The 19,655-nt window shown below is 60.3% G+C and carries 16 protein-coding genes and 1 tRNA gene; 4 read left to right on the top strand and 13 right to left on the bottom strand.

Translation table 11 applies throughout. The annotated features are described in order from the left end of the window. Window positions 1-6 precede the first annotated feature (6 nt). Both pfkB and ptsP read right to left on the bottom strand, forming a co-directional pair. Window positions 7-948 carry a 1-phosphofructokinase gene (gene pfkB, locus ACF6ZU_RS16760; RefSeq protein WP_392885251.1) on the bottom strand — a complete coding sequence of 314 codons (942 nt, stop codon included), beginning with the start codon at window positions 946-948 and terminating at the stop codon, window positions 7-9. Next, the gene (gene ptsP, locus ACF6ZU_RS16755; protein ID WP_392885250.1) at window positions 948-3,809 is read right to left on the bottom strand and encodes a phosphoenolpyruvate--protein phosphotransferase; all 2,862 of its coding nucleotides are present in this window, start codon (window positions 3,807-3,809) and stop codon (window positions 948-950) included. Before ptsP ends, pfkB begins: the two co-directional genes overlap by 1 nt. A gap of 282 nt (window positions 3,810-4,091) precedes the next feature. Between ptsP and cra the strand changes: the two genes are divergently transcribed. Both cra and ACF6ZU_RS16745 read left to right on the top strand, forming a co-directional pair. Then, window positions 4,092-5,087 carry a catabolite repressor/activator gene (gene cra / locus ACF6ZU_RS16750; protein ID WP_392885249.1) on the top strand — a complete coding sequence of 332 codons (996 nt, stop codon included), beginning with the start codon at window positions 4,092-4,094 and terminating at the stop codon, window positions 5,085-5,087. A gap of 3 nt (window positions 5,088-5,090) precedes the next feature. Continuing rightward, entirely contained in the window at window positions 5,091-5,867 is a 777-nt protein-coding gene (locus ACF6ZU_RS16745; protein ID WP_392885248.1) for a TatD family hydrolase, read from the top strand. On the opposite strand, the gene ACF6ZU_RS16740 is transcribed toward ACF6ZU_RS16745, so the two are convergent. The 5 genes from ACF6ZU_RS16740 to ACF6ZU_RS16720 form a co-directional block, all read right to left on the bottom strand. Then, window positions 5,868-6,257 carry a hypothetical protein gene (locus ACF6ZU_RS16740; RefSeq protein WP_392885247.1) on the bottom strand — a complete coding sequence of 130 codons (390 nt, stop codon included), beginning with the start codon at window positions 6,255-6,257 and terminating at the stop codon, window positions 5,868-5,870. A 244-nt stretch (window positions 6,258-6,501) separates the two neighbouring features. After that, on the bottom strand, window positions 6,502-8,532 hold the full coding sequence (locus tag ACF6ZU_RS16735; protein ID WP_392885246.1) for a methyl-accepting chemotaxis protein: 2,031 nt from the start codon (window positions 8,530-8,532) through the stop codon (window positions 6,502-6,504). Window positions 8,533-8,782: 250 nt separating this feature from the next. Next, window positions 8,783-9,619: a regulatory signaling modulator protein AmpE gene (ampE, locus tag ACF6ZU_RS16730; protein ID WP_392885245.1), complete on the bottom strand. Its 837-nt coding sequence runs from the start codon at window positions 9,617-9,619 to the stop codon at window positions 8,783-8,785. Further along, window positions 9,616-10,176: a 1,6-anhydro-N-acetylmuramyl-L-alanine amidase AmpD gene (ampD, locus tag ACF6ZU_RS16725; protein WP_392885244.1), complete on the bottom strand. Its 561-nt coding sequence runs from the start codon at window positions 10,174-10,176 to the stop codon at window positions 9,616-9,618. The genes ampE and ampD overlap by 4 nt, the downstream gene beginning before the upstream one ends. A 64-nt stretch (window positions 10,177-10,240) precedes the next feature. Further along, complete coding sequence (locus tag ACF6ZU_RS16720) at window positions 10,241-12,439, bottom strand: DUF1631 domain-containing protein (RefSeq protein WP_392885243.1); 2,199 nt, start codon at window positions 12,437-12,439, stop codon at window positions 10,241-10,243. A gap of 352 nt (window positions 12,440-12,791) precedes the next feature. Between ACF6ZU_RS16720 and nadC the strand changes: the two genes are divergently transcribed. Then, complete coding sequence (gene nadC, locus ACF6ZU_RS16715) at window positions 12,792-13,640, top strand: carboxylating nicotinate-nucleotide diphosphorylase (protein ID WP_392885242.1); 849 nt, start codon at window positions 12,792-12,794, stop codon at window positions 13,638-13,640. Between the two features lie 125 nt (window positions 13,641-13,765). Here nadC and ACF6ZU_RS16710 read toward each other — a convergent pair whose 3' ends face one another. After that, on the bottom strand, window positions 13,766-14,071 hold the full coding sequence (locus ACF6ZU_RS16710; RefSeq protein ID WP_150766382.1) for a DUF6388 family protein: 306 nt from the start codon (window positions 14,069-14,071) through the stop codon (window positions 13,766-13,768). A 316-nt stretch (window positions 14,072-14,387) separates the two neighbouring features. On the opposite strand from ACF6ZU_RS16710, the gene ACF6ZU_RS16705 reads away from it, so the two are divergent. Beyond that, entirely contained in the window at window positions 14,388-15,302 is a 915-nt protein-coding gene (locus tag ACF6ZU_RS16705) for a hypothetical protein (protein ID WP_392885241.1), read from the top strand. A gap of 7 nt (window positions 15,303-15,309) precedes the next feature. Here the strand turns inward: ACF6ZU_RS16705 and ACF6ZU_RS16700 are convergent. From ACF6ZU_RS16700 to rbfA, 5 genes are all read right to left on the bottom strand, one after another. After that, window positions 15,310-15,385 (bottom strand) — tRNA-Thr (locus ACF6ZU_RS16700). A 131-nt stretch (window positions 15,386-15,516) separates the two neighbouring features. Continuing rightward, on the bottom strand, window positions 15,517-17,622 hold the full coding sequence (gene pnp, locus ACF6ZU_RS16695; RefSeq protein ID WP_178129205.1) for a polyribonucleotide nucleotidyltransferase: 2,106 nt from the start codon (window positions 17,620-17,622) through the stop codon (window positions 15,517-15,519). 196 nt (window positions 17,623-17,818) lie between these two features. Next, window positions 17,819-18,088: a 30S ribosomal protein S15 gene (gene rpsO, locus ACF6ZU_RS16690; protein WP_003177875.1), complete on the bottom strand. Its 270-nt coding sequence runs from the start codon at window positions 18,086-18,088 to the stop codon at window positions 17,819-17,821. A 117-nt stretch (window positions 18,089-18,205) separates the two neighbouring features. Beyond that, window positions 18,206-19,123: a tRNA pseudouridine(55) synthase TruB gene (truB, locus tag ACF6ZU_RS16685; RefSeq protein WP_034154423.1), complete on the bottom strand. Its 918-nt coding sequence runs from the start codon at window positions 19,121-19,123 to the stop codon at window positions 18,206-18,208. 3 nt (window positions 19,124-19,126) lie between these two features. Then, entirely contained in the window at window positions 19,127-19,528 is a 402-nt protein-coding gene (gene rbfA / locus ACF6ZU_RS16680) for a 30S ribosome-binding factor RbfA (RefSeq protein ID WP_392885240.1), read from the bottom strand. Window positions 19,529-19,655 lie beyond the last annotated feature (127 nt).

Here is a 19,655-nt window from a genome sequence, read left to right as displayed (position 1 = left end):
ACCCTCTTATTGTTCTGTCAGGGGACGCACGCGCACACCCTGTTCAAGCCGCGCCAATTGAGCCGCATCGCCCATCCCGAAACCGATCTGGGTCACCGCCATCGCTGCAATGGCGGTGGCGGTGCGCAGGGTCTGTTCCGGGGTGTCGGGCTTCAGCAAACCGTGGAGCATGCCGGCCAGCAACGAGTCGCCCGCGCCCACCGTACTGGCGACGCTGACCTTCGGCGGCGTGGCATGCAGTGCCGAGCCGACACTGAACCAGTTCACGCCATCGGCGCCGTGGGAAATCACCACGTGCTCAATGCCTTGTGCGTGCAAACGGCTCGCCGCTTCAGCTTGAGCCGCGATAGAAACCACTTCGCAACCGAGCACTTCAGCCAGTTCTTCGGTGTTGGGTTTGATCAACCACGGACCGGCCTTGAGCGCCGCGCGCAAGGCCTCGCCACTGCTGTCCAGCGCGACATTCAGGCCCAGGTTTTTCAACCGCAAGATCAATGCCTGCAACCATTCAGGACTGACGCCCTGGGGCAGGCTGCCGGCCACGACCACCGCGTCATGCCCCGGCGCAATCCGGTCCAGCCGATCGAGCAACGCCTGCTGCGCCGCCTCGCTGACCTTCGGCCCCGGGCCGTTGATGTCGGTGATGCGTCCGTCGCTTTCCGCGAGTTTCAGGTTGCTGCGGGTTTCGCCGGGAACGCGGATGAATGCGTCGACAAAACCGCGCTTGGCGAACAGGGTTTCGAACGCTTGCAGGTTGTCCTCGCCGAGGAAACCGCTGACCGTGAGCTGATGCCCGAGGTCCGCCAGTACCTGCGCCACGTTCACGCCTTTACCGGCGGCATGGGTGTGCATTTCGTCGCTGCGATTGACCTGCCCCGGTTCCAGGCGCGGCAACTGCACCGTCAGGTCCAGCGCCGGGTTGAGGGTCAGGGTGAGAATCCGGGCCATTACAGGGCCTCCACTAAAGCGCGCACTTCATTCGCGCTGCCCACGGCCAGCGCCTGTCGGGCAAGGGTTTGAGTCTGGGTCAGGCTGAGTTCACGGATGCGCGCCTTGACCTCGGCGATGCTGCGACCGGACACGCTCAACTCATCCACGCCGAGCCCGACCAGCACCGGCACCGCCAGCGGATCCGCCGCCAGTTCGCCGCACACGCCAACCCATTTGCCATGGGCATGGGCCGCGCGCACGGTGATGTCGATCAGTTGCAGCACCGCCGGGTGCAAGCCGTCAGCCTGGGCCGACAGGGTCGGGTGGCCACGGTCGATCGCCAGGGTGTATTGCGTGAGGTCATTGGTGCCGACGCTGAAGAAATCCACTTCCTTGGCCAGCACCGGTGCGAGCAAGGCCGCCGACGGCACTTCGATCATGATCCCCAGCTGCAGGTCCGCGACCGGGATTTCCAGGCGCAAGCGTTCGGTCATGTCCCGTGCCTGGCGCCACTCATCCACGCTGCCGACCATCGGGAACATGATGCGCAGCGGACGGTTGTCAGCGGCACGCAGCAACGCGCGTAATTGCGCTTCCATGATCTGCGGACGCTGCAAGGTCAGGCGAATGCCGCGCACGCCGAGGAACGGGTTTTCCTCTTTGGCGATCGGCCAATAAGGCAACGGTTTGTCGCCGCCGACGTCGAGGGTCCGCACCACCAGCGGCCGACCGGCGAGGCCATCGAGCACGCGGCGGTATTCGACTTCCTGGGTCGCCTCGTCCGGCGCTTGCGAATGCGCCATGAAAATCAGTTCGGTGCGCAGCAGGCCGATGCCTTCGGCGCCCTGCTCGACCGCGCTGGTGACACCGGCACTTTCGCCGATGTTGGCGAACACTTCGACCGCATGGCCATCGGTGGTCAGCGCCGGCTGATGACGTTGTTCGGCCGCCGCCTTCAAGCGTTGCTCGCGGGTGTCGCGTTCTTCGGTGGCGCGCTGCAAGGTCGCCGCATCGGCATCCACATGCAGGCGGCCGCGCTGGCCATCGAGCAGCAACGGCGTGCCCGGCGCCAGCAGCAACACCGCCGCACCCGCGCCAACCAAAGCCGGAATCCCGAGGGCACGGGCGACGATGGCGCTGTGCGCGGTGGCACCACCACGGGCGGTGAGAATGCCGGCGACACGCGCTGGATCGAGGCGCGCCACATCGGACGGACCGACTTCATCCATCACCAGAATGTACGGCTGATCGGGTTCGCTTGGGGTCTCGATGCCGCAGAGTTGCGCCAGCACTCGCCGACCGATATCGCGCAAGTCGGCGGCACGTTCGGCGAGCAAAGCGTCCTGCAACGATTCCTGTTGTTTCGCCGCCGCTTCGATCACCGCCATCCACGCCGCTTCGGCGCTTTCGCCTTGCTTGAGGCGGGTCTCGACTTCATCGGTCAATTCCGGGTCGTCGAGCATTTCCTGGTGGGTGATGAAGATTTCGCGAATGGCTTTGGATTTGCTGCGTTCGATCAAGCCTTCGATGTCGCGACGCACCTGCGCCAGCGCTTGCTGGAGACGTTCGCGCTCAATGGCAGCGGACTCGCCACGCAGCGGATAGTCGATGGCTTGCAGCACCTGAATATGCGCCGGGCCGATGGCAATCCCCGGCGCGGCGGGGATGGCCTGGACCAGACTGCCGGACGCCGGGGCGAGCAGCACTTCGGCCACTTCCGTGATCACTTCACGCTGTTGGCTCACCACCGGCAATGGCTCGACCTCTTCACCGAGCCCCTCTTCGATGGCGGCCAACAAGGCTGGCAAGGCATCGGCGGCGATACTCGGTTCGGCGATGAACTCCATCACCTGACCCCGACGGGCACCGAGGCTGAGCAGCTTGCTCAGGCTCTTCACCGACACCGCGCTGTCCTGGCCATCGACGATGCGCACACGAATCTCGCCTTCAAAACTTTTCGCCAGTTGCGCAAGGATCTTCGCCGGACGCGCGTGCAAGCCGTGGGCGTTGGCCAGTGCAATACGTGCGCTCGGCCAGTCCGCCGGCAGTTCACCGCCGAGCACTTCAAGGACTTTGCGGCTGCTGGTGGCGCGCCCCAGTTCATGACCGCGACCTTCGATCAGCAACGCGCAAAGGCGTTCGAGCAACGCCTGATGCGCTTCGCCGAGGCTGGCCAGGCAGAACAGACCGCTGAGCGGCTGGCCGAGGTAACGCATCGGTTTATCCGGTGTGACGAAGGCCAGGCCTGGACGCTTGACCGTCTGCTCGCTGTGCAACCACCACAAACCATCACCCAGCGGCAGCGCTTCGACCTGCTGCAAGACCGCGGAAAAACCGTTGCTCACGCAATCGGCCTGGCGCAGCAACCGCGCGCCGCGCCAGACTAGTTCTTCAAAGTCATCGGCCGACACACCGAGGCCGATCATCTGGGCATCCAGCGCCAGCTCCTGCGGTGCGCCTTGCAGCAGTTTCAACAAGGCTTCGGCGGAACCGGCGCGACGCAGGGCCTGGCCCAGATCGGTCTCGCCGAGGGCGCGAGTCAGCAGTTGCAGGAGTCGCAGGTGTTCGTCGGATTTGGCCGCGATGCCAATCGCCAGGTAGACGATCTGACCGTCGCCCCAATCCACGCCGTCGGGGAATTGCATCAGCCGCACGCCGGTGGAAAACACCAGTTCGCGGGTTTCCGGCGTACCGTGGGGGATGGCAATACCTTGACCGAGAAAGGTCGAGCCCTGGGCTTCGCGTGCTTGCAGGCCGGCAAGATACCCGTCGGCCACCAGGCCATCGGCGACCAGATGCTGTGCCAGCAGTTGCAACGCTGCGGATTTATCCACAGCCGACTGGCCCATGGATATCTGCTCTAGAGTGAGCTCGAGCATGCTTTCTCCTTTTTGGCGCCTTGAGGTGCCAGGTATTGTTTTGAATGAGTCAGCTTAGGCGCTTGATCATCACTTTTGGCGGTTTCACGGCAGAACCGGCCAAAAACGCCTGAAACGTAGAAAATACGCCTGCTGAAACGTTTAATCTAGAATGATTGGCACGTTACTCGATAATGTCCCATCCTTGAAGTCCAACTTGTCGGATTGGTTGCGACAATAGTCGCCCGTCTGAATCGGGTAGGATTGGCGAAAACGTCGGCCGACAAACAAGGAAAACCCGCGTTGAAACTCAGTGATATCGCCCAACTGGCCGGTGTGTCCGTGACCACCGCCAGTTATGTCATCAATGGCAAGGCCGAACAGCAACGCATCAGTAGCGCCACCGTCGAGCGCGTGCGCGCAGTCGTTGAACAACATGGCTTTACCCCAAACCCGCAAGCGGCCGGGCTGCGCAGTCGGCACACCCGCACCCTGGGTTTCATTCTGCCGGATCTGGAAAACCCCAGTTACGCGCGTATCGCCAAATTGCTCGAGCAAGGCGCCCGGGCTCGCGGCTATCAGTTGCTGATCGCCAGCTCGGACGATGCGCCGGACAGCGAGCGGCAATTGCTGCAGCTGTTCCGCGCCCGTCGTTGCGACGCACTGATCGTCGCCAGCTGCCTGCCGGCGGGTGACGACAGTTATCGTCAGCTGCAAGCCAAGGGCATCCCGATCATCGCCATCGACCGGGTCATGGAACCCGAGCATTTCTGCTCGGTGATCAGCGATGATCGCGAAGCCAGCCTGCACCTGACCCGCAGCCTGCTCGATCCGCTGCCCAAGCAGATCGCCCTGATCGGCGCGCGGCCGGAACTGAGCATCAGCCAGGAACGGGCCGGCGGTTTCAAAGATGCGCTGGCCGGGTTCACCGGCGAGATCCTGATCGAACACGGCGAATCGTTCAGCCGTGAGTGTGGCAAGCAGTTGATGGAAGAGATGCTTCAGCGCCTGGGGCATTTGCCCGATGCGCTGGTGACCACCTCCTATGTGCTGCTCCAGGGCGTGTTCGACGCCTTGCACGACTTCCCGTTGAAAACCCGCCCGCTGCGCCTCGGCACTTTCGGTGACACGCAGCTGCTGGACTTCCTGCCGCTGCCGGTCAACGCCATGGCCCAGCAGCATCAGCTGATCGCCGACAAAGCCCTGCAACTGGCCCTCGCCGCCATCGAGCAGTCCGATTACCAGCCCGGCGTGCAAGCCATTGCGCGGACCTTCAAGCAGCGTATTCACCAGGACTGAACCGTGGAGCTGATCGACAGCCACACCCATCTGGATTTTCCGGACTTCGACGCGGATCGTCAGGCGCTGCTCGCCGAGAGCCGCGCCCTCGGGGTGCGGCGGATGGTCGTGCTGGGGGTTTATCAGGCCAATTGGCAGCGGGTGTGGGATCTGGTGCAGAGCGATCCCGATCTGCACGCGGCGTTCGGTCTGCACCCGGTGTATCTGGATCAGCACCAGCCTGTAGATCTGCGCGAACTCGGCGACTGGCTGACCCGCCTGGCCGGTCATCGCCAGCTGTGCGCCGTGGGCGAGATCGGCCTGGATTACTTCATCGAAACCCTCGACCGCGAACGCCAGCAGGCGTTGTTCGAGGCACAACTGCAATTGGCCGTGGACTTCGATCTGCCGGCGCTGATTCACGTTCGGCGCAGCCACGCGGCGGTGATTGCCACGCTCAAGCGCTTCAAGTTGAAACGCGCGGGGATCATTCACGCGTTCGCCGGCAGCCAGGAAGAAGCTCGCGAGTACATCAGGCTCGGTTTCAAACTGGGCCTGGGCGGCGCGGCGACCTGGCCGCAGGCCTTGCGCATGCACCGCGTTCTCGCTCAGTTGCCGCTGGAATCGGTGGTGCTGGAAACCGATTCGCCGGACATGGCGCCCGCCATGTTTCCCGGCCAACGCAACAGCCCGGCGCACCTGCCGGCGATCTGCGCGGCACTGGCTGACATCATGGCGATCAGCCCTGAGCAGTTGGCCGCCGCGAGCACGGCCAATTGCTATGAGTTGTTCAACTGGTAGTCAGTCGGCGTGCGCCTTGGCGGCATCCAGAATCAGCGTGATGTGTTGCCGTTGTCTCGCGTACTGGACAACGATGAAGTAGACCAGAATCGCAACCATCGAGAAATTCACCTGTTCCACCACGCTGAGCATCCCGACCCATTCCATCACCAACGCCACCAACACTGCGGTGCAGACCATCACCAACGTGCTCGCACGCAACATGGCGAGCGAGTCGAGAGACTTGATGCGCTTGAGCTGTTTCGGGTCGCTCAGTTGCAAGGCCTTGTGGCAGTGGGAACAGGCGAAGGCTTCATGGATGGCAATGGCGTTGAGTTGCCAGGGTTCGAGCAGGAGCGTGCATCCGCAATGGGCACAATGGCCCTGGATTCCAGTAGTAACGACGGACATAACCGAGCCTCCTATGGTCAGGGTTGTGGATCTTCCTTCATTGAAGACCAAAAGCCAGAGCCTGTGGGAAAACCGGAAATTGCCGACATGAGCAGGTAACAAATACTACAAACAACTCACAAACCTGTAGGAGCGAGCCTGCTCGCGATGAACGTCAGGGCAACGCGCTCCTCCAGACAGCAAGCGTTATCGTTCACGTCCATCGCGAGCAAGCTCGCTCCTACAAGTGATCCGGTTTCTTCAGCTAGACCCGAAACGCGCTGATCAGTTGTTTGAGCTCCACCACCTGCGCCGACAACGCCCGACTGGCGTCCTCGGTCTGGTGCGCGCCTTCGGCGGTGCGTTCGCCGGCGCGGTTGATCTCGACAATATTCTGGTCGATGTCGTGCGCCACGGCGGTCTGCTGCTCCACGGCGGCGGCGATCTGCTGGTTCTGGTCGACGATCATGCCCACCGCGCCGAGGATGTTTTCCAGCGCCTGCTGGACCTTTTCCGACTGCCCGACCGTGCCGTTGGCCATTTCATGGCTGGTGCCCATGGCTTTCACTGCGGCACCCACACCGCTGTGCAGTTTGGCGATCATCTGCTCGATTTCTTCGGTCGATTGCTGGGTGCGCTTGGCCAAGGTCCGGACCTCGTCCGCCACCACCGCAAAACCACGCCCCTGCTCCCCCGCCCTCGCCGCCTCGATGGCCGCGTTGAGCGCCAGCAGGTTGGTCTGCTCGGCGATGCTTTTGATCACTTCCAGCACGCGGCTGATGGACTGGCTGTCGCTGGCCAACTGGTTGATCACCAACACCGATTGATCGATCTCGCTGGCCAGTGCGGCAATGCTGCCCTGTTGCGACTCCACCAGCCCCCGACCGCTGATGGTCTCGTCATTGACGCTGTGGGCACTGCTGACCGCTGCGGCGGCACTGCGGGCCACCTCCAGTGACGTGGCCGACATCTGGTTCATCGCCGTCGCAACCTGTTCGATCTGCGTGCGCTGCCCCGCAACCGCCTGGTTGCTCTGGGCCGACACGTCCTCGACCTGACCGGCCTGACGCTCGACTTCCTCGACGGTGTGGCCGACACGCTCGATCAGGTCATGGATCTTCTTCACCGTGCCGTTGAACACCTCGCCCAACTCGCCCAGTTCATCGCGACTATTGGCGTTGAAGGTCACGGTCATGTCGCCGGCCGCCACCTTGTCCATCATCGCGCCAAGGCGCTTGAGGGTGGTGCGGGTCGAGGCGTAGAAGCCGCCGTAAAGATAAAAAATCAGCACGAACACCACCGACAACGCGACGGCCTGCAAGACCATGTGCGTGCGGTTCTGCGTCAGGCGCTGTTGCAACTGGGTGTCGAGGAATTTCAGGGTGGCTTCGTTGAGCTGGTACGTCTGGTCCATCAGGCCGGTGACCTGATCGTAAAAAACCTGCCACGGCGCATCGAGGGTGTCGGCCATCACCACCTGTTCTTCGAACAGTTCACTGGCCTTTTTCAGCGACGCCTTGCTGCTTTCGGCCTGGGCCGCCAGGGTTTCACGTGCAGCCTTGCTCGAGCCCAGCGCATCCTGCAGCTTCAGGCCGTACTCGGCTTGCAGTTTTTCGATCTGCGCCAACAGCTCATCGAAACGGGTGCTCGACGACGAATTGAGGAAGCCCTGCCCCAGCGAGTAGGAACCCATGGCGCGGCCATCGCCCAGGATCTGGGTGACGGACGGAGTGACGGTGCTGATGAGTTCCGTGAGCTGACGCATGTCGCTCTGGCTGTCGCGGCTCAAACCGGCCTGGCTGGCGATGATCTGGTTGAAAATCTGCGCGCTGCCGAGCAGTTTGCCGATCAGCGCGCTCTTGCTTTGCAGGGAGTTTTCCGTTTGCTGGGCCTTGAACGCGCTGATCATTTCGTCGCGTTTGCCATCAAACACCGCGATGTGTTCCGGATCGGTGCTCATCGCCGTCAGCCCTTGCAGGCGGGACAGAACGCTTTGTTCCAGGGCGGTGATCTGGGATTCGAGATTGCCGGCCTTGCCGGCCTGGCCAAGGAAGACGTTGATCTGCACCAGGTTGTTCAGGGTTTCCAGATCCCGTCGCAGCGTCAGGCTGTTGCCTAGCAGGTCGAGGCTTTGCAGTTCCACTTGAGTGCCCTGGAATTCACGATAGGAATCGCGCACCAGATAGAAGTTGGTCACCAGCATGGGCACCAGGAACAGAACGCTGATCAGGCTGAACTTCATGCCGAAGCTCATGCGATTCATCAACGCGACGGCGGGATAGAGCAAGCTCTTCACTGGAAGTCTCCCTTGGATTTCTTATTTTTATTGGCAGGCACAGACAAGCAGCAGATAGCCACTATTGAGTGCTGACTCTGTATAGCTCAAATCGGCGGGAGGTTTTGTAACTTAAGGTTAACGACGAAAAGTCTTGCGTGTAGGAGCCGGCTTGCTGCGGGCGGCGTTCCGACGATGGCATCGACGCGGTGTTTCTGAGACACCGAGGCGCGGCCATCGCCGGCAAGCCGGCTCCTACAAGGTGCGGGGTTTAGGGGAGCACGGTCCACAGCGCGAAACCGGCGTACCAGAGGACTGCGGCGCGCAACAGCAATTCCCAGATCCGGTCGAGGCTGTTGATGCCGTCCGGCCCGACGACCGGCGCGGGAATCTCACCCGCCACCAGCCCGACCTTCTCGATCAGTTGGGCGGCACTGATGTTCCAGTTCAGCAGTTCATGCAACATCACCCGACTGACCGCGACAAAGTTGCCGACCAGCGCGAAGCTCGCCGCCAGCAAGCGCACCGGCACCCAGTCGAGCGCATGCCGCAGCTGTGCCGCGCGCTCAACGACGGCAGGGTTCTGCGAATGTTCTTCGGTGAGTGCGAGCAGTCGATAACCCAGCGCCACCACCGGGCCCAACAGGAAGTACCAGAAAATCACCGCAAAAAAGCTCTGGTAAGCCTCCCAGAGCAGATGCCCCTCGACCCGTTCCAACAATTGCTCACCACTGTCGGCGCAGATGTCCAGGTCGCGTTTTGCCACGTGCGCGGCGGCTTGCAGGTCTTCCCGGCGCCAGGCGTCGCGAAACGGCCCGAGCCCGGCCAGCAGATCACCGCGCCCCAGGCTGTAAATCACCACCAGCAAATGCACGGGCAACGCGATCAGCCCGTAGGCCACCGGCTCCAGCACCACCAGCAGCAAACCCAGCAGCGCTAACGGCAGCAGCACCAGAATCACCAGGATCAACCACGGGCGACCGACCAGTCGCGAGCTGGCTTCAAGCTTGTGCAGTTCGCGCACCCAGCCGCCATCTCGTTGAATCCGATGGCGCAGGCCCGAGAACTTCTCGATCCACACCGCCAACAGCAACACCAGAAAACTCATCGTTGTTCCTCATTAACCACGGCGGCACGATAACGAGCCCAGTCGAATGCGGGGCCCGGATCGGTCTTGCGCCCCGGCGCGATGTCGCTGTGTCCGCAGATACGCTGCGGGGTAATGGCTGTGAACGCGCTTTGCAGCTGCAAGGTCAGGGCTGTCAGCGCGTCGTACTGGGCATCGGTGAACGGCAGGTCGTCGGTGCCTTCGAGCTCGATGCCCAGGGAAAAATCATTACAGGTTTCCCGACCGTCGAAGCACGACACACCGGCATGCCAGGCGCGTTCAAGACAGGAGACAAACTGAGTGACGGTGCCGTCACGCTCGATCAGAAAATGCGCGGACACCCGTAGGTCAGCGATCCCTTCAAAGTAGGGATGCTCTGTGACATCCAGCCGGTTCTGGAAAAACTCCTGCACCTTGCCGGTGGCGAACTGCGCCGGCGGCAGACTGATGTTGTGGATCACCAGCAGGGAGATTTCGCCCGTGGGGCGCGCATTGAAGTTGGGCGACGGGCAGATATTCACGCCCTGACACCAACCGCTCGCGGGGTCCAACTGCATACAGGTTCCTTCAACGTCGACTGTGTGAGTGCCCAGTATGCCGCGATAGAGCACCGGCGCGCGATCACTTGCCGCGATTGAGACGCTGCAAGTTGCCAATCACCGATTCCAGAGCCCGGTCGAACAGCAAGGTGTCGTCCAGGATTCGCACCGCGCCTCGGCGGAAATCCAGCGCCAGGCCGGTGCGGTCACGCTCCAGCACTTTCATCCCGGTGCGGTCGACAAAAATGTATTTGCCCGTGGCGTCGATGATCGCGGCCAGTTTGCAGCGCAGGGTGTTGTCTTCGTCTTCCTTGAACTCAACCCAGCCACCCACGTGCAACTGATCGACCAGAAGCAAGCCTGCATCATCCGCAGGTAAACGCATCGATGTGGTATCGACCGGCCCTTCATCGGCGGTGCGCAGAACGATTGCCGCCTGCACTTGCACCATCATCGGCGCCTCCGTTTCGTGAGCGACGATCTGTGGCTGCGGGCGCTCGAACAGCTGGACGTGCAGGCTCTCCAGCTCACTGAAAAATTCGCCCGTGGCGAACGGGTCGAACACCGAGCTGCTCAACCCGTCGCGCAATGCCTTGAGCAAGCCCGGCACCAGCGCCAACAGACGCAAGCTCGCATCCGGCTCGTCATGGCGCTGCACACTCCAGACCAGTTGCTCCATGGTCTGCACATCGGCATGCCATTCCGCCGATTGATCGCCGTGTTTAAGGCACGTCAGCAGCAGGACCTGGCTCCAGGCCTCCTGAATAAAGGCGACTACCCGTTGCGGCAAGACTTTGCCCAAAAGTGCCTGATTCAATGCCTGCTCGACGCGTTGGCGGGCCAGTTCGGTTTTTGCGCGGCCTTCTTCGGCATCACGGGTGCGTTGCTCCAGCAGCTCGCTGCGTCGGCGTTCATCGCTGGTGAACGCGAGAAAGTCCGCCAGCAGTTCGGAGAAGATCGCCGGGTCGTCGACAAAGTCGTTCAACAACCGCTGCACCACCTGCTCGATACGCAGGTACAGCGTGTCGCGCTGATGGTCATCGCAATCGCCCCAGCCCATTGCGGCAGCGGCAATTTCGTTGAGCAGACGCCGGGCCGGATGATTGCCGCGACTGAAGAAGCTTTTGTCGAGCACGGCCACTTTGAGCATCGGGATCTGCAGGCGCCCGATCAGCGCCTTGAGAGAATCCGGAAGGTTGCGGTCATCGAGGATGCATTCGAACAGCATGGCGATCAGGTTGATCACGTCTTCATCGGCCACGTCGACTACGCGCGACTTGCCGCTTTTGACGCTGACCCGGGTCAGCAGCTGTTCAAGCTGGTTGCGCAGGTCGAAGTCGTCCGGAGCGGCGGACGGAGGGACGTATTGCTGCAAGTGCGAGAGCAGGCGAAGCAGGTCGCGGGTAGAAATCGGCTGCGCGGGGGCGCTGACTTCCAGCGTCGGCGCGACACTGCCGCGCACGTGGAACAAGAGTTTCTGCAGCGCGACGAACACTTCCTGCACACCCTCGTCGACCTGTGTGCCGGCGCGGCTGGCGTCTTCGGCAGGTTCGGCATGGACGCTGGCCTGCGCAAGATCGGTGGCGCGCCGGGCCGGGGCGGGCTTGAGGTCGGGCAAGATGCCGGTGGCGATCAGCAGTTGATTGGCTTCGGCGTAGAGTTGGTCAGCACTGCTGAGCACATAACGTTCGAAGAGCTTGAGGATGATCAGCTTGACCTTGATCTCCACCCCGAGATTACGCCCGGCCTGCATGAAGTATTCACAGAGCATCGCCGGGCCCAGCGGATTGTGTTGGGTCACCAGTTTCTTGCCCATCAGGGTGCTGAGTCGGGCGGTCAGTTGGTCGAGTGCGAAACCGTCGCGGTTCAGCGCTTTATTGACCATGGCGTCCACCGCCACACTGCGTTCCAGGTCATCGCCGGACTGCGCTACCGGCCGATCGAGAGGCAAGGCAGTCGGCGTGGTGCCATATCGGTTCAGGCCGACGAACGCCTCGAGGAATTGTTCGAGAAATACCCGCTCGATGCTTTTGCGCTTGAGGCGCAAGTCGCGCATCGCTTCGAAGAAGATGTTCTGCTCGACATTGTCCCTGGCGCGGTCGGCCATTTCGAACAGCGTGTCGTCGGCGTTATCGAACAACTCCTGCAAACCATGCCTGAGGTGCAGAGCCGCCTTGTCCCGAACCTGAAGCAGAATCACAGGCACACGGGCGAGCGGCGAACGCGTCGCCTGCTCGGTAGCCGCCTTGTGCAAAGGCACTACATTCCCGTCGTTGTGCATCCTGGCCTCCTGAAAGGGTAATTCGTCGGTTCGATAGAGGGGGCGTCATTCCCACACCCACACTCAACGGTGAACACTGCTCAACCGCTGTCATTCAATAATCGGGAACTCAAGCCTCGTCAAAGTCATGACGTCAAATGCAAGGCGCATTATCTTGCAAAAGATGTCCCGCATACCAGCGGACTCTGCGCCTCTCATTGAAATAGACGTTCCTGATCGACCGTTGCTTAACGGCAATTACTCAGGCAAATCGACCAAATGCAGGTTTCAGAGCGACCGAGAGGTTTTTCACGCCTTGGGTTGCCCTGTGCCATGGCCCTATAATCGGTCCACTTTGTTTGTGGAGTCCGTTATGCCGAATCTACGTCTCGCCGATCTGACCGCCGAAATCGAAGCCAACGTGCGCCGTGCGTTGCGTGAAGACATCGGCAGCGGCGACATCACCGCACAGCTGATCCCGGCCGAGCGCCTGGCCAAAGCCACCATCATCACGCGCGACGCCGCGGTCATCGCCGGCACGGCCTGGGTGGATGCGGTGTTCCGGCAACTGGACCCGCGTGTGGCGGTGCATTGGCAAGTGCGCGACGGCGAGCGGGTGAAACCCAATCAAGCCCTGTTCCACCTCGAAGGCCCTGCGCGGTCGCTGCTGACCGGTGAACGCAGCGCCCTGAATTTTCTGCAAATGCTGTCCGGTGTGGCCACTCGCGCTCAATACCTGGCGGACTTCGTGGCCCAAACCCAGGTGAAGTTGCTCGACACCCGCAAAACCCTGCCGGGCCTGCGTCTGGCGCAAAAATACGCCGTGACCTGCGGCGGCTGCCACAACCACCGCATCGGCCTGTACGACGCCTTCCTGATCAAGGAAAACCACATCGCCGCCAGCGGTGGCATCCCCGAGGCGATCAATGCCGCGCACAAGATCGCCCCGGGCAAACCGGTGGAGATTGAAGTGGAAAGCCTGGAAGAGCTGAAAGAAGCCCTGGCGGCCGGCGCCGACATCATCATGCTCGACGAGTTGAGCCTGGATGACATGCGCGAAGCCGTGCGCCTGAACGGCGGCAAGGCAAAACTGGAGGCCAGCGGCGGCATCAACGAAAGCACGTTGCTGCCAATTGCGGAAACCGGGGTGGATTACATCTCGATCGGGGCGATGACCAAAGACGTGAAGGCTGTCGACCTTTCGATGCGCCTCAGCCTCTGATCACACGAAATGAAAAACTGTAGGAGCGAGCTTGCTCGCGATGGTCGTTAACGATAACGCGTTTTTACTGGCTAAACGCGGCGCTCTTGAGTCCATCGCGAACAAGCTCGCTCCTACATGTTTGGTCAAACCACCAGATTGTTCATCTCGCAGTACTCTTCCCACTCGACGCCCAGTACCTCGGCCGCCTCCTTGTGCAGCACCAGTCGCGCGGCCTCGAACTCTTCCGGGCTCGACGTGTACTTGAGCGTCAATTCCCACGGCTGCAAGCCCTGAGACTCGGCCTCATCCTCGAACGCCCACTGGATCTGGTCTTTCTGATCGTCGGCGGGCAGGTCCTTGATCTCTTCGGCAAGCTGGGGCGAATCGAGCAAGTACTTCTTCAGGGCTTCTTCGTGCCTGGCTTCCTGGGTCAATTCTTTAACGGTCATGTCGTTCTCACTGATCGGGGGAATGGAAGATGGATCTGGATCATCAAGGATCTCTCTGACGCAAAAAACCGCGTAAAGCCCGGTTTGTCTGGCCTTCAGAACCATTCGTGGATCATTTGAAAACTGCAGGGTGGTGCTCGTGCAATGTCCGAATATAGGATGTTTGGAAGACGATTTATATGGACTTTTACATCAATTCCACAAAAAAAATGTTGATCGGCTTTTCTGAAAATATTCCCTCGCGCCTCAGGAACAACCTTCAAAAGGCAAAGTCATAGCGATGTGCCATCTAGGCACTTCACAAGGAATTCAGGTGATGCGCATTTTCAAGAAGCTTCCGTCTACCCTGTTGGCAACCGGCATGGCCGCCCTTTTTCTTGGCAACATGGCATTGGCCACTACGGCCCAAGCCAGTCCGGAGTTCACTTCCGACAACCCGTCTTCCTCCGACAAATTCCTCGTCATCCACAGCCTGTACGGCAAGGACGTCATGGTCAGGAGCAATTTCAGTGTTCTAAGCGCGGAAACACTGGAGAGCTCCGCAAAAACCAACACGAATGACATCAAGGAACTGAAGGAAAACCTTCAAGCGCAGGCGCGCCTCATTGAAGAACTCAAGCGCAACAGCGGAACGAGCTCCACATCCAGCGCCAGTGAAATAGCCAACCTTAAACGGACCACCACCGAACAGGAAAAGGACCTGAAAGAACTCACCAAGCAATTGGAAGAGCTCAAGCGCAACAGTGGTTCGAGCTCCAGTTCCAGCTCCAGCGAAGTGGCCAGCCTCAAGCGCACCGTCGGTGAACAGGAAACCGGCCTGAAGAACCTCGCCAAAGCCGTGGACGATCTCAAACGCAGCAGCAGCTCGAACTCGGGCTCAAGCGCCAGTTCCAGTGAAGTGAGCGATCTCAAGCGTACCGTCGCCGAGCAGGATAACGGCCTTAAAAAGCTCACCAGTCAGATGGACGATCTCAAGCGCAGCAGCGCCTCGAATTCCAGCTCGAGTTCCAGCTCCAGTGAAGTCAGCGACCTCAAGCGCACCGTCAGCGCACAGGACAGCGACTTGAAAAGGCTTGCCAGCCAGGTGGAAGACTTGAAGCGCAGCGCCGGGTCGAACTCCAGTGCGAGCGCCAGCGACCTGTCCAGCCTGAAGCGGGATGTCAGCAGTCAGGACAGCGAACTGGATCAGCTGAAACGCGCCGTGGATGATCTGAGAAGCAAGGTGAAATAACAGGGGATGGTGCCCGAGACAGGAATCGAACCTGCGACCTTCGCGTTACGAGTGCGCTGCTCTACCGACTGAGCTACACGGGCGGTGGGCTAAACCTAGCATCGGGCTTGAAAGGCGGCAACTTCAAGCCCGGTTCTGCAGACAAAAAAATGCCCCGCAGTTTTCACTGCGGGGCATTTTTCATAACGTTGAAGCGGTTAGGCGTGGGGAGTGATTAAACGCCCGAAGCCTTGGCTGCTGCGACGTCCTTGATGGACAGCTTGATACGGCCGCGGTTGTCCACGTCCAGTACCAGTACTTCCACTTCCTGGCCTTCTTTCAGGATGTCAGTCACTTTCTCAACGCGAGCGTCGCTCAGCATCGAGATGTGAACCAGACCGTCCTTGCCTGGCAGGATGTTAACGAATGCGCCGAAGTCGACGATGCGCTCAACCTTACCAACGTAGATCTTGCCGATTTCAGCTTCTGCGGTGATGCCCAGAACGCGCTGACGTGCTGCTTCAGCCGCTTCCTTGGTTTCGCCGAAGATCTTGATCGAGCCGTCGTCTTCGATGTCGATCGAAGCCTTGGTCTCTTCACAGATCGCACGAATGGTGGCGCCGCCTTTACCGATGACATCACGGATTTTGTCGGTGTCGATTTTCATCGCGATCATGGTCGGAGCATTTTCCGACAGCTCGGTACGCGACTGGCCAATGATCTGGTTCATCTGGCCGAGGATGTTCAGGCGCGCTTCCAGGGCTTGGCCCAGAGCGATTTCCATGATCTCTTCGGTGATGCCTTTGATCTTGATGTCCATCTGCAGCGCGGTCACACCTTTGGCGGTACCGGCTACTTTGAAGTCCATGTCGCCCAGGTGGTCTTCGTCACCCAGGATGTCGGTCAGGATGGCGAACTTCTCGCCTTCTTTAACCAGACCCATCGCGATACCGGCAACTGGTGCCTTCATCGGAACACCGGCGTCCATCAGGGCCAGGGAAGCGCCGCAGACCGAAGCCATGGAGCTCGAACCGTTGGATTCGGTGATTTCCGATACAACGCGGATGGTGTACGGGAACACGTCGGCAGCAGGCAGCATGGCGGAGATCGAACGACGGGCCAGACGGCCGTGACCGATTTCGCGACGACCAGCGCCACCCATGCGGCCACACTCGCCTACCGAGAACGGAGGGAAGTTGTAGTGCAGCATGAACGGGTCTTTTTTCTCGCCTTCCAGGGTGTCCAGCAGTTGTGCGTCACGGGCGGTGCCCAGTGTTGCAACGACCAGCGCCTGGGTTTCGCCACGGGTGAACAGAGCCGAACCGTGGGTCTTTGGCAGAACACCGACTTCGATGTTCAGAGGACGTACGGTCTTGGTGTCGCGACCGTCGATACGTGGCTTGCCGTTTACGATGTTTTCGCGAACGGTGCGGTATTCGATTTCGCCGAAAGCCGCTTTGACTTCGCTGGAAGAAGGCTGGCCTTCTTCGCCGGACAGCTTGGCAACAACCTGATCCTTCAACTCACCCAGGCGAGCGTAACGGTCGGCCTTGATGGTGATGGTGTAAGCCTGGGAGATCGCGTCGCCGAACTCGGCACGGATAGCGCCCAGCAGAGCAGTGGCTTCTGGCTGTGGAGCCCAGGTCCAGGTTGGCTTGGCAGCTTCGGCAGCCAGTTCCTTTACAGCGTTGATCACAACCTGGAACTCGTCGTGAGCAAACAGTACCGCGCCCAGCATCTGGTCTTCGGTCAGCTCTTTGGCTTCCGATTCAACCATCAGAACGGCTTCCGAAGTACCGGCAACGACCATGTCCAGGCTCGAGGCTTTCTGTTGTTCGTAAGTCGGGTTCAGCAGGTAGCCGGTGCTTTCGTGGAAGGCAACGCGGGCAGCGCCGATCGGGCCATCGAAAGGAATGCCGGAGATGGCCAGCGCAGCCGAGGTACCGATCATCGCAGCGATGTCCGGATCGGTCTTCTTGCTGGTGGAAACGACGGTGCAGACAACCTGCACTTCGTTCATGAAACCTTCAGGGAACAGCGGGCGGATCGGACGGTCGATCAGTCGGGAAGTCAGGGTTTCTTTCTCGGAAGGACGGCCTTCACGCTTGAAGAAACCGCCAGGGATCTTACCGGCAGCGTAAGTCTTTTCCTGGTAGTGAACGGACAGAGGGAAGAAGCCCTTGCCTGGATCGGCTTGCTTGGCACCGACTACGGTCACCAATACGCTGACGTCGTCGTCAACGGTGACCAGTACTGCGCCGGAGGCCTGACGGGCGATACGGCCAGTCTCGAGGGTAACGGTCGACTGACCGAACTGGAATTTTTTGATTACCGGGTTCACGGTGTCCTACCTTCTTTTGTGGCTCTTGGGGAACTTGTCTTCTTGCGAAATTCTTGGGCAATGTCGGGAATCGGCCCAACGCCTGTCCAGGGTAAAACGGTGTATCCAGATAAAACTTGAGGCTGGGAGCCTGCCATGCATCCGCGGGAAACCCACTGATGCACGGCAGACAACCAACCTCTAGCGCAATCGCTTATTAGCGACGCAGACCCAGGCGACCGATCAGAGTCTGATAACGACCCAGATCCTTGCCTTTCAGGTAGTCCAGCAGCTTACGACGCTGGTTTACCATGCGGATCAGACCACGACGGGAGTGGTGATCTTTACCGTTGGCCTTGAAGTGACCTTGCAGCTTGTTGATGTTGTGGGTCAGCAGTGCAACTTGCACTTCTGGCGAACCAGTGTCACCAACAGCTTGCTGGTAGTCAGCTACGATTTGAGCTTTTTCTTGAACGTCGAGAGCCATGAGGCAATCCTTTTATCAGGAAACTGTTTCAAAGAAACAGCTTCAACAGGCCAGGGACAAATCCCTGTATCTAAAAATGAGAAGTGACCGTGCCTGTTGACAGCCACCCTCGTCCGGTCATTCTGACCGAATCAGTCGACGCGGCGCGATGCGCCCGTCTTCGCTCACTTCACCGATACCGATGAAGCGACCGTTATGATCCTGTACTCGCACCATGCCGAACTTCGGAGCATCCGGGGCACGTACCGGCTGGCCGTTGAGCCAGTAGAACGCGCTCGCTTCCGAGAAGTGCAGCAATGGCCAATCCAGCAAACCGCTGTCCGATGGCATCAGGAAGCGATCAACCGCTTCGTTGCCGCCTTCGGCGTGTACGGCTTCCAGCTCTTCAAGCGTTACAGTCTGCGCCAGGGTGAAAGGCCCGGCCTGGGTACGTCGCAATTCTGCAACGTAAGCGCCACAACCGAGTTGCTCACCGATATCTTCCACCAGAGTGCGGATATAGGTGCCTTTGCTGCAATCCACCGCCAGCCGCGCAGTATCACCTTCGAAGGCCAGCAATTCCAAGCGCGCAATAGTAACAGAACGCGGTTCGCGCTCCACTACTTCGCCTGCACGGGCCAGCTTGTACAGCGGTTGGCCATCACGCTTGAGCGCCGAGTACATCGGCGGTATCTGACTGATTTGCCCACGAAATTTCGGCAGTGCCGCTTCGACATCGGCGCGACCAACGGTCACCGGACGCTCCTGCAAAACTTCACCTTCGGCATCCGCCGTGGTGGTGGTTTTGCCCAGTTGCGCCAGGGTTTCGTAACCCTTGTCGGAATCGAGCAGGTATTGCGAAAACTTGGTGGCCTCACCGAAGCACAACGGCAACACGCCGGTGGCCAGCGGATCGAGACTGCCGGTGTGCCCGGCCTTCTCGGCGTTCAGCAACCAGCGAACCTTCTGCAGCGCTGCGTTTGAGGTGAACCCCAGCGGCTTGTCGAGCAGGATGATGCCGCTGACGTTACGACGGATACGTTTGACCTGAGCCACCGATTACTCCTTGGTGTCTTCGGCTTCTGCCGCAACCGGGTGCAGATTGTCTTCAGCCACCGCACGCTCGATCAGGGCCGACAGGTGCGCGCCACGTACGACGCTTTCGTCGTAGTGGAAATGCAACTGCGGAACGCTGCGCAACTTCATTTCGCGAGCCAGCTGCATGCGCAGGAAACCGGCGGCGGAGTTGAGCACCTTGATGCTTTGCGCGATGTCTTCGGCGTTGTCCTGGCCCATCACGGTGATGAAAATCTTGGCGTGACCGACGTCACGGCTGACTTCAACAGCGGTAATGGTGACCAGGCCGACGCGCGGGTCTTTGACTTCACGACGGATCAGCTGTGCCAGCTCACGCTGCATCTGATCGCCGATACGTTGGGTACGGCTGTATTCTTTTGCCATGTCTTGTTACCTGTTACTGCCCCACGGTGAAACCCGAAGGGTCTGAAAGCGGCAAACGCCCGGCCTGACAAAAGCCAGACCGGGCGTTGCGTTTAGAGTCCTGACGCGGTGCCGCGCATTTGCATGC

The organism is Pseudomonas migulae (genome assembly GCF_043225285.1).
In the GTDB taxonomy this organism is placed as follows: domain Bacteria; phylum Pseudomonadota; class Gammaproteobacteria; order Pseudomonadales; family Pseudomonadaceae; genus Aquipseudomonas; species Aquipseudomonas migulae_C.
This window is presented reverse-complemented; position numbering and strand designations above follow the sequence as displayed.

What these genes read in the sequence shown, in the direction of transcription:
- pfkB (WP_392885251.1), bottom strand. Translation starts at nt 948, where the DNA reads ATGGCCCGGATTCTCACCCTGACCCTCAACCCGGCGCTGGACCTGACG.
- ptsP (WP_392885250.1), bottom strand. Translation starts at nt 3,809, where the DNA reads ATGCTCGAGCTCACTCTAGAGCAGATATCCATGGGCCAGTCGGCTGTG.
- ACF6ZU_RS16740 (WP_392885247.1), bottom strand. Translation starts at nt 6,257, where the DNA reads ATGTCCGTCGTTACTACTGGAATCCAGGGCCATTGTGCCCATTGCGGA.
- ampE (WP_392885245.1), bottom strand. Translation starts at nt 9,619, where the DNA reads ATGAGTTTTCTGGTGTTGCTGTTGGCGGTGTGGATCGAGAAGTTCTCG.
- ampD (WP_392885244.1), bottom strand. Translation starts at nt 10,176, where the DNA reads ATGCAGTTGGACCCCGCGAGCGGTTGGTGTCAGGGCGTGAATATCTGC.
- ACF6ZU_RS16720 (WP_392885243.1), bottom strand. Translation starts at nt 12,439, where the DNA reads ATGCACAACGACGGGAATGTAGTGCCTTTGCACAAGGCGGCTACCGAG.
- nadC (WP_392885242.1), top strand. Translation starts at nt 12,792, where the DNA reads ATGCCGAATCTACGTCTCGCCGATCTGACCGCCGAAATCGAAGCCAAC.
- ACF6ZU_RS16710 (WP_150766382.1), bottom strand. Translation starts at nt 14,071, where the DNA reads ATGACCGTTAAAGAATTGACCCAGGAAGCCAGGCACGAAGAAGCCCTG.
- ACF6ZU_RS16705 (WP_392885241.1), top strand. Translation starts at nt 14,388, where the DNA reads ATGCGCATTTTCAAGAAGCTTCCGTCTACCCTGTTGGCAACCGGCATG.
- rpsO (WP_003177875.1), bottom strand. Translation starts at nt 18,088, where the DNA reads ATGGCTCTCGACGTTCAAGAAAAAGCTCAAATCGTAGCTGACTACCAG.
- rbfA (WP_392885240.1), bottom strand. Translation starts at nt 19,528, where the DNA reads ATGGCAAAAGAATACAGCCGTACCCAACGTATCGGCGATCAGATGCAG.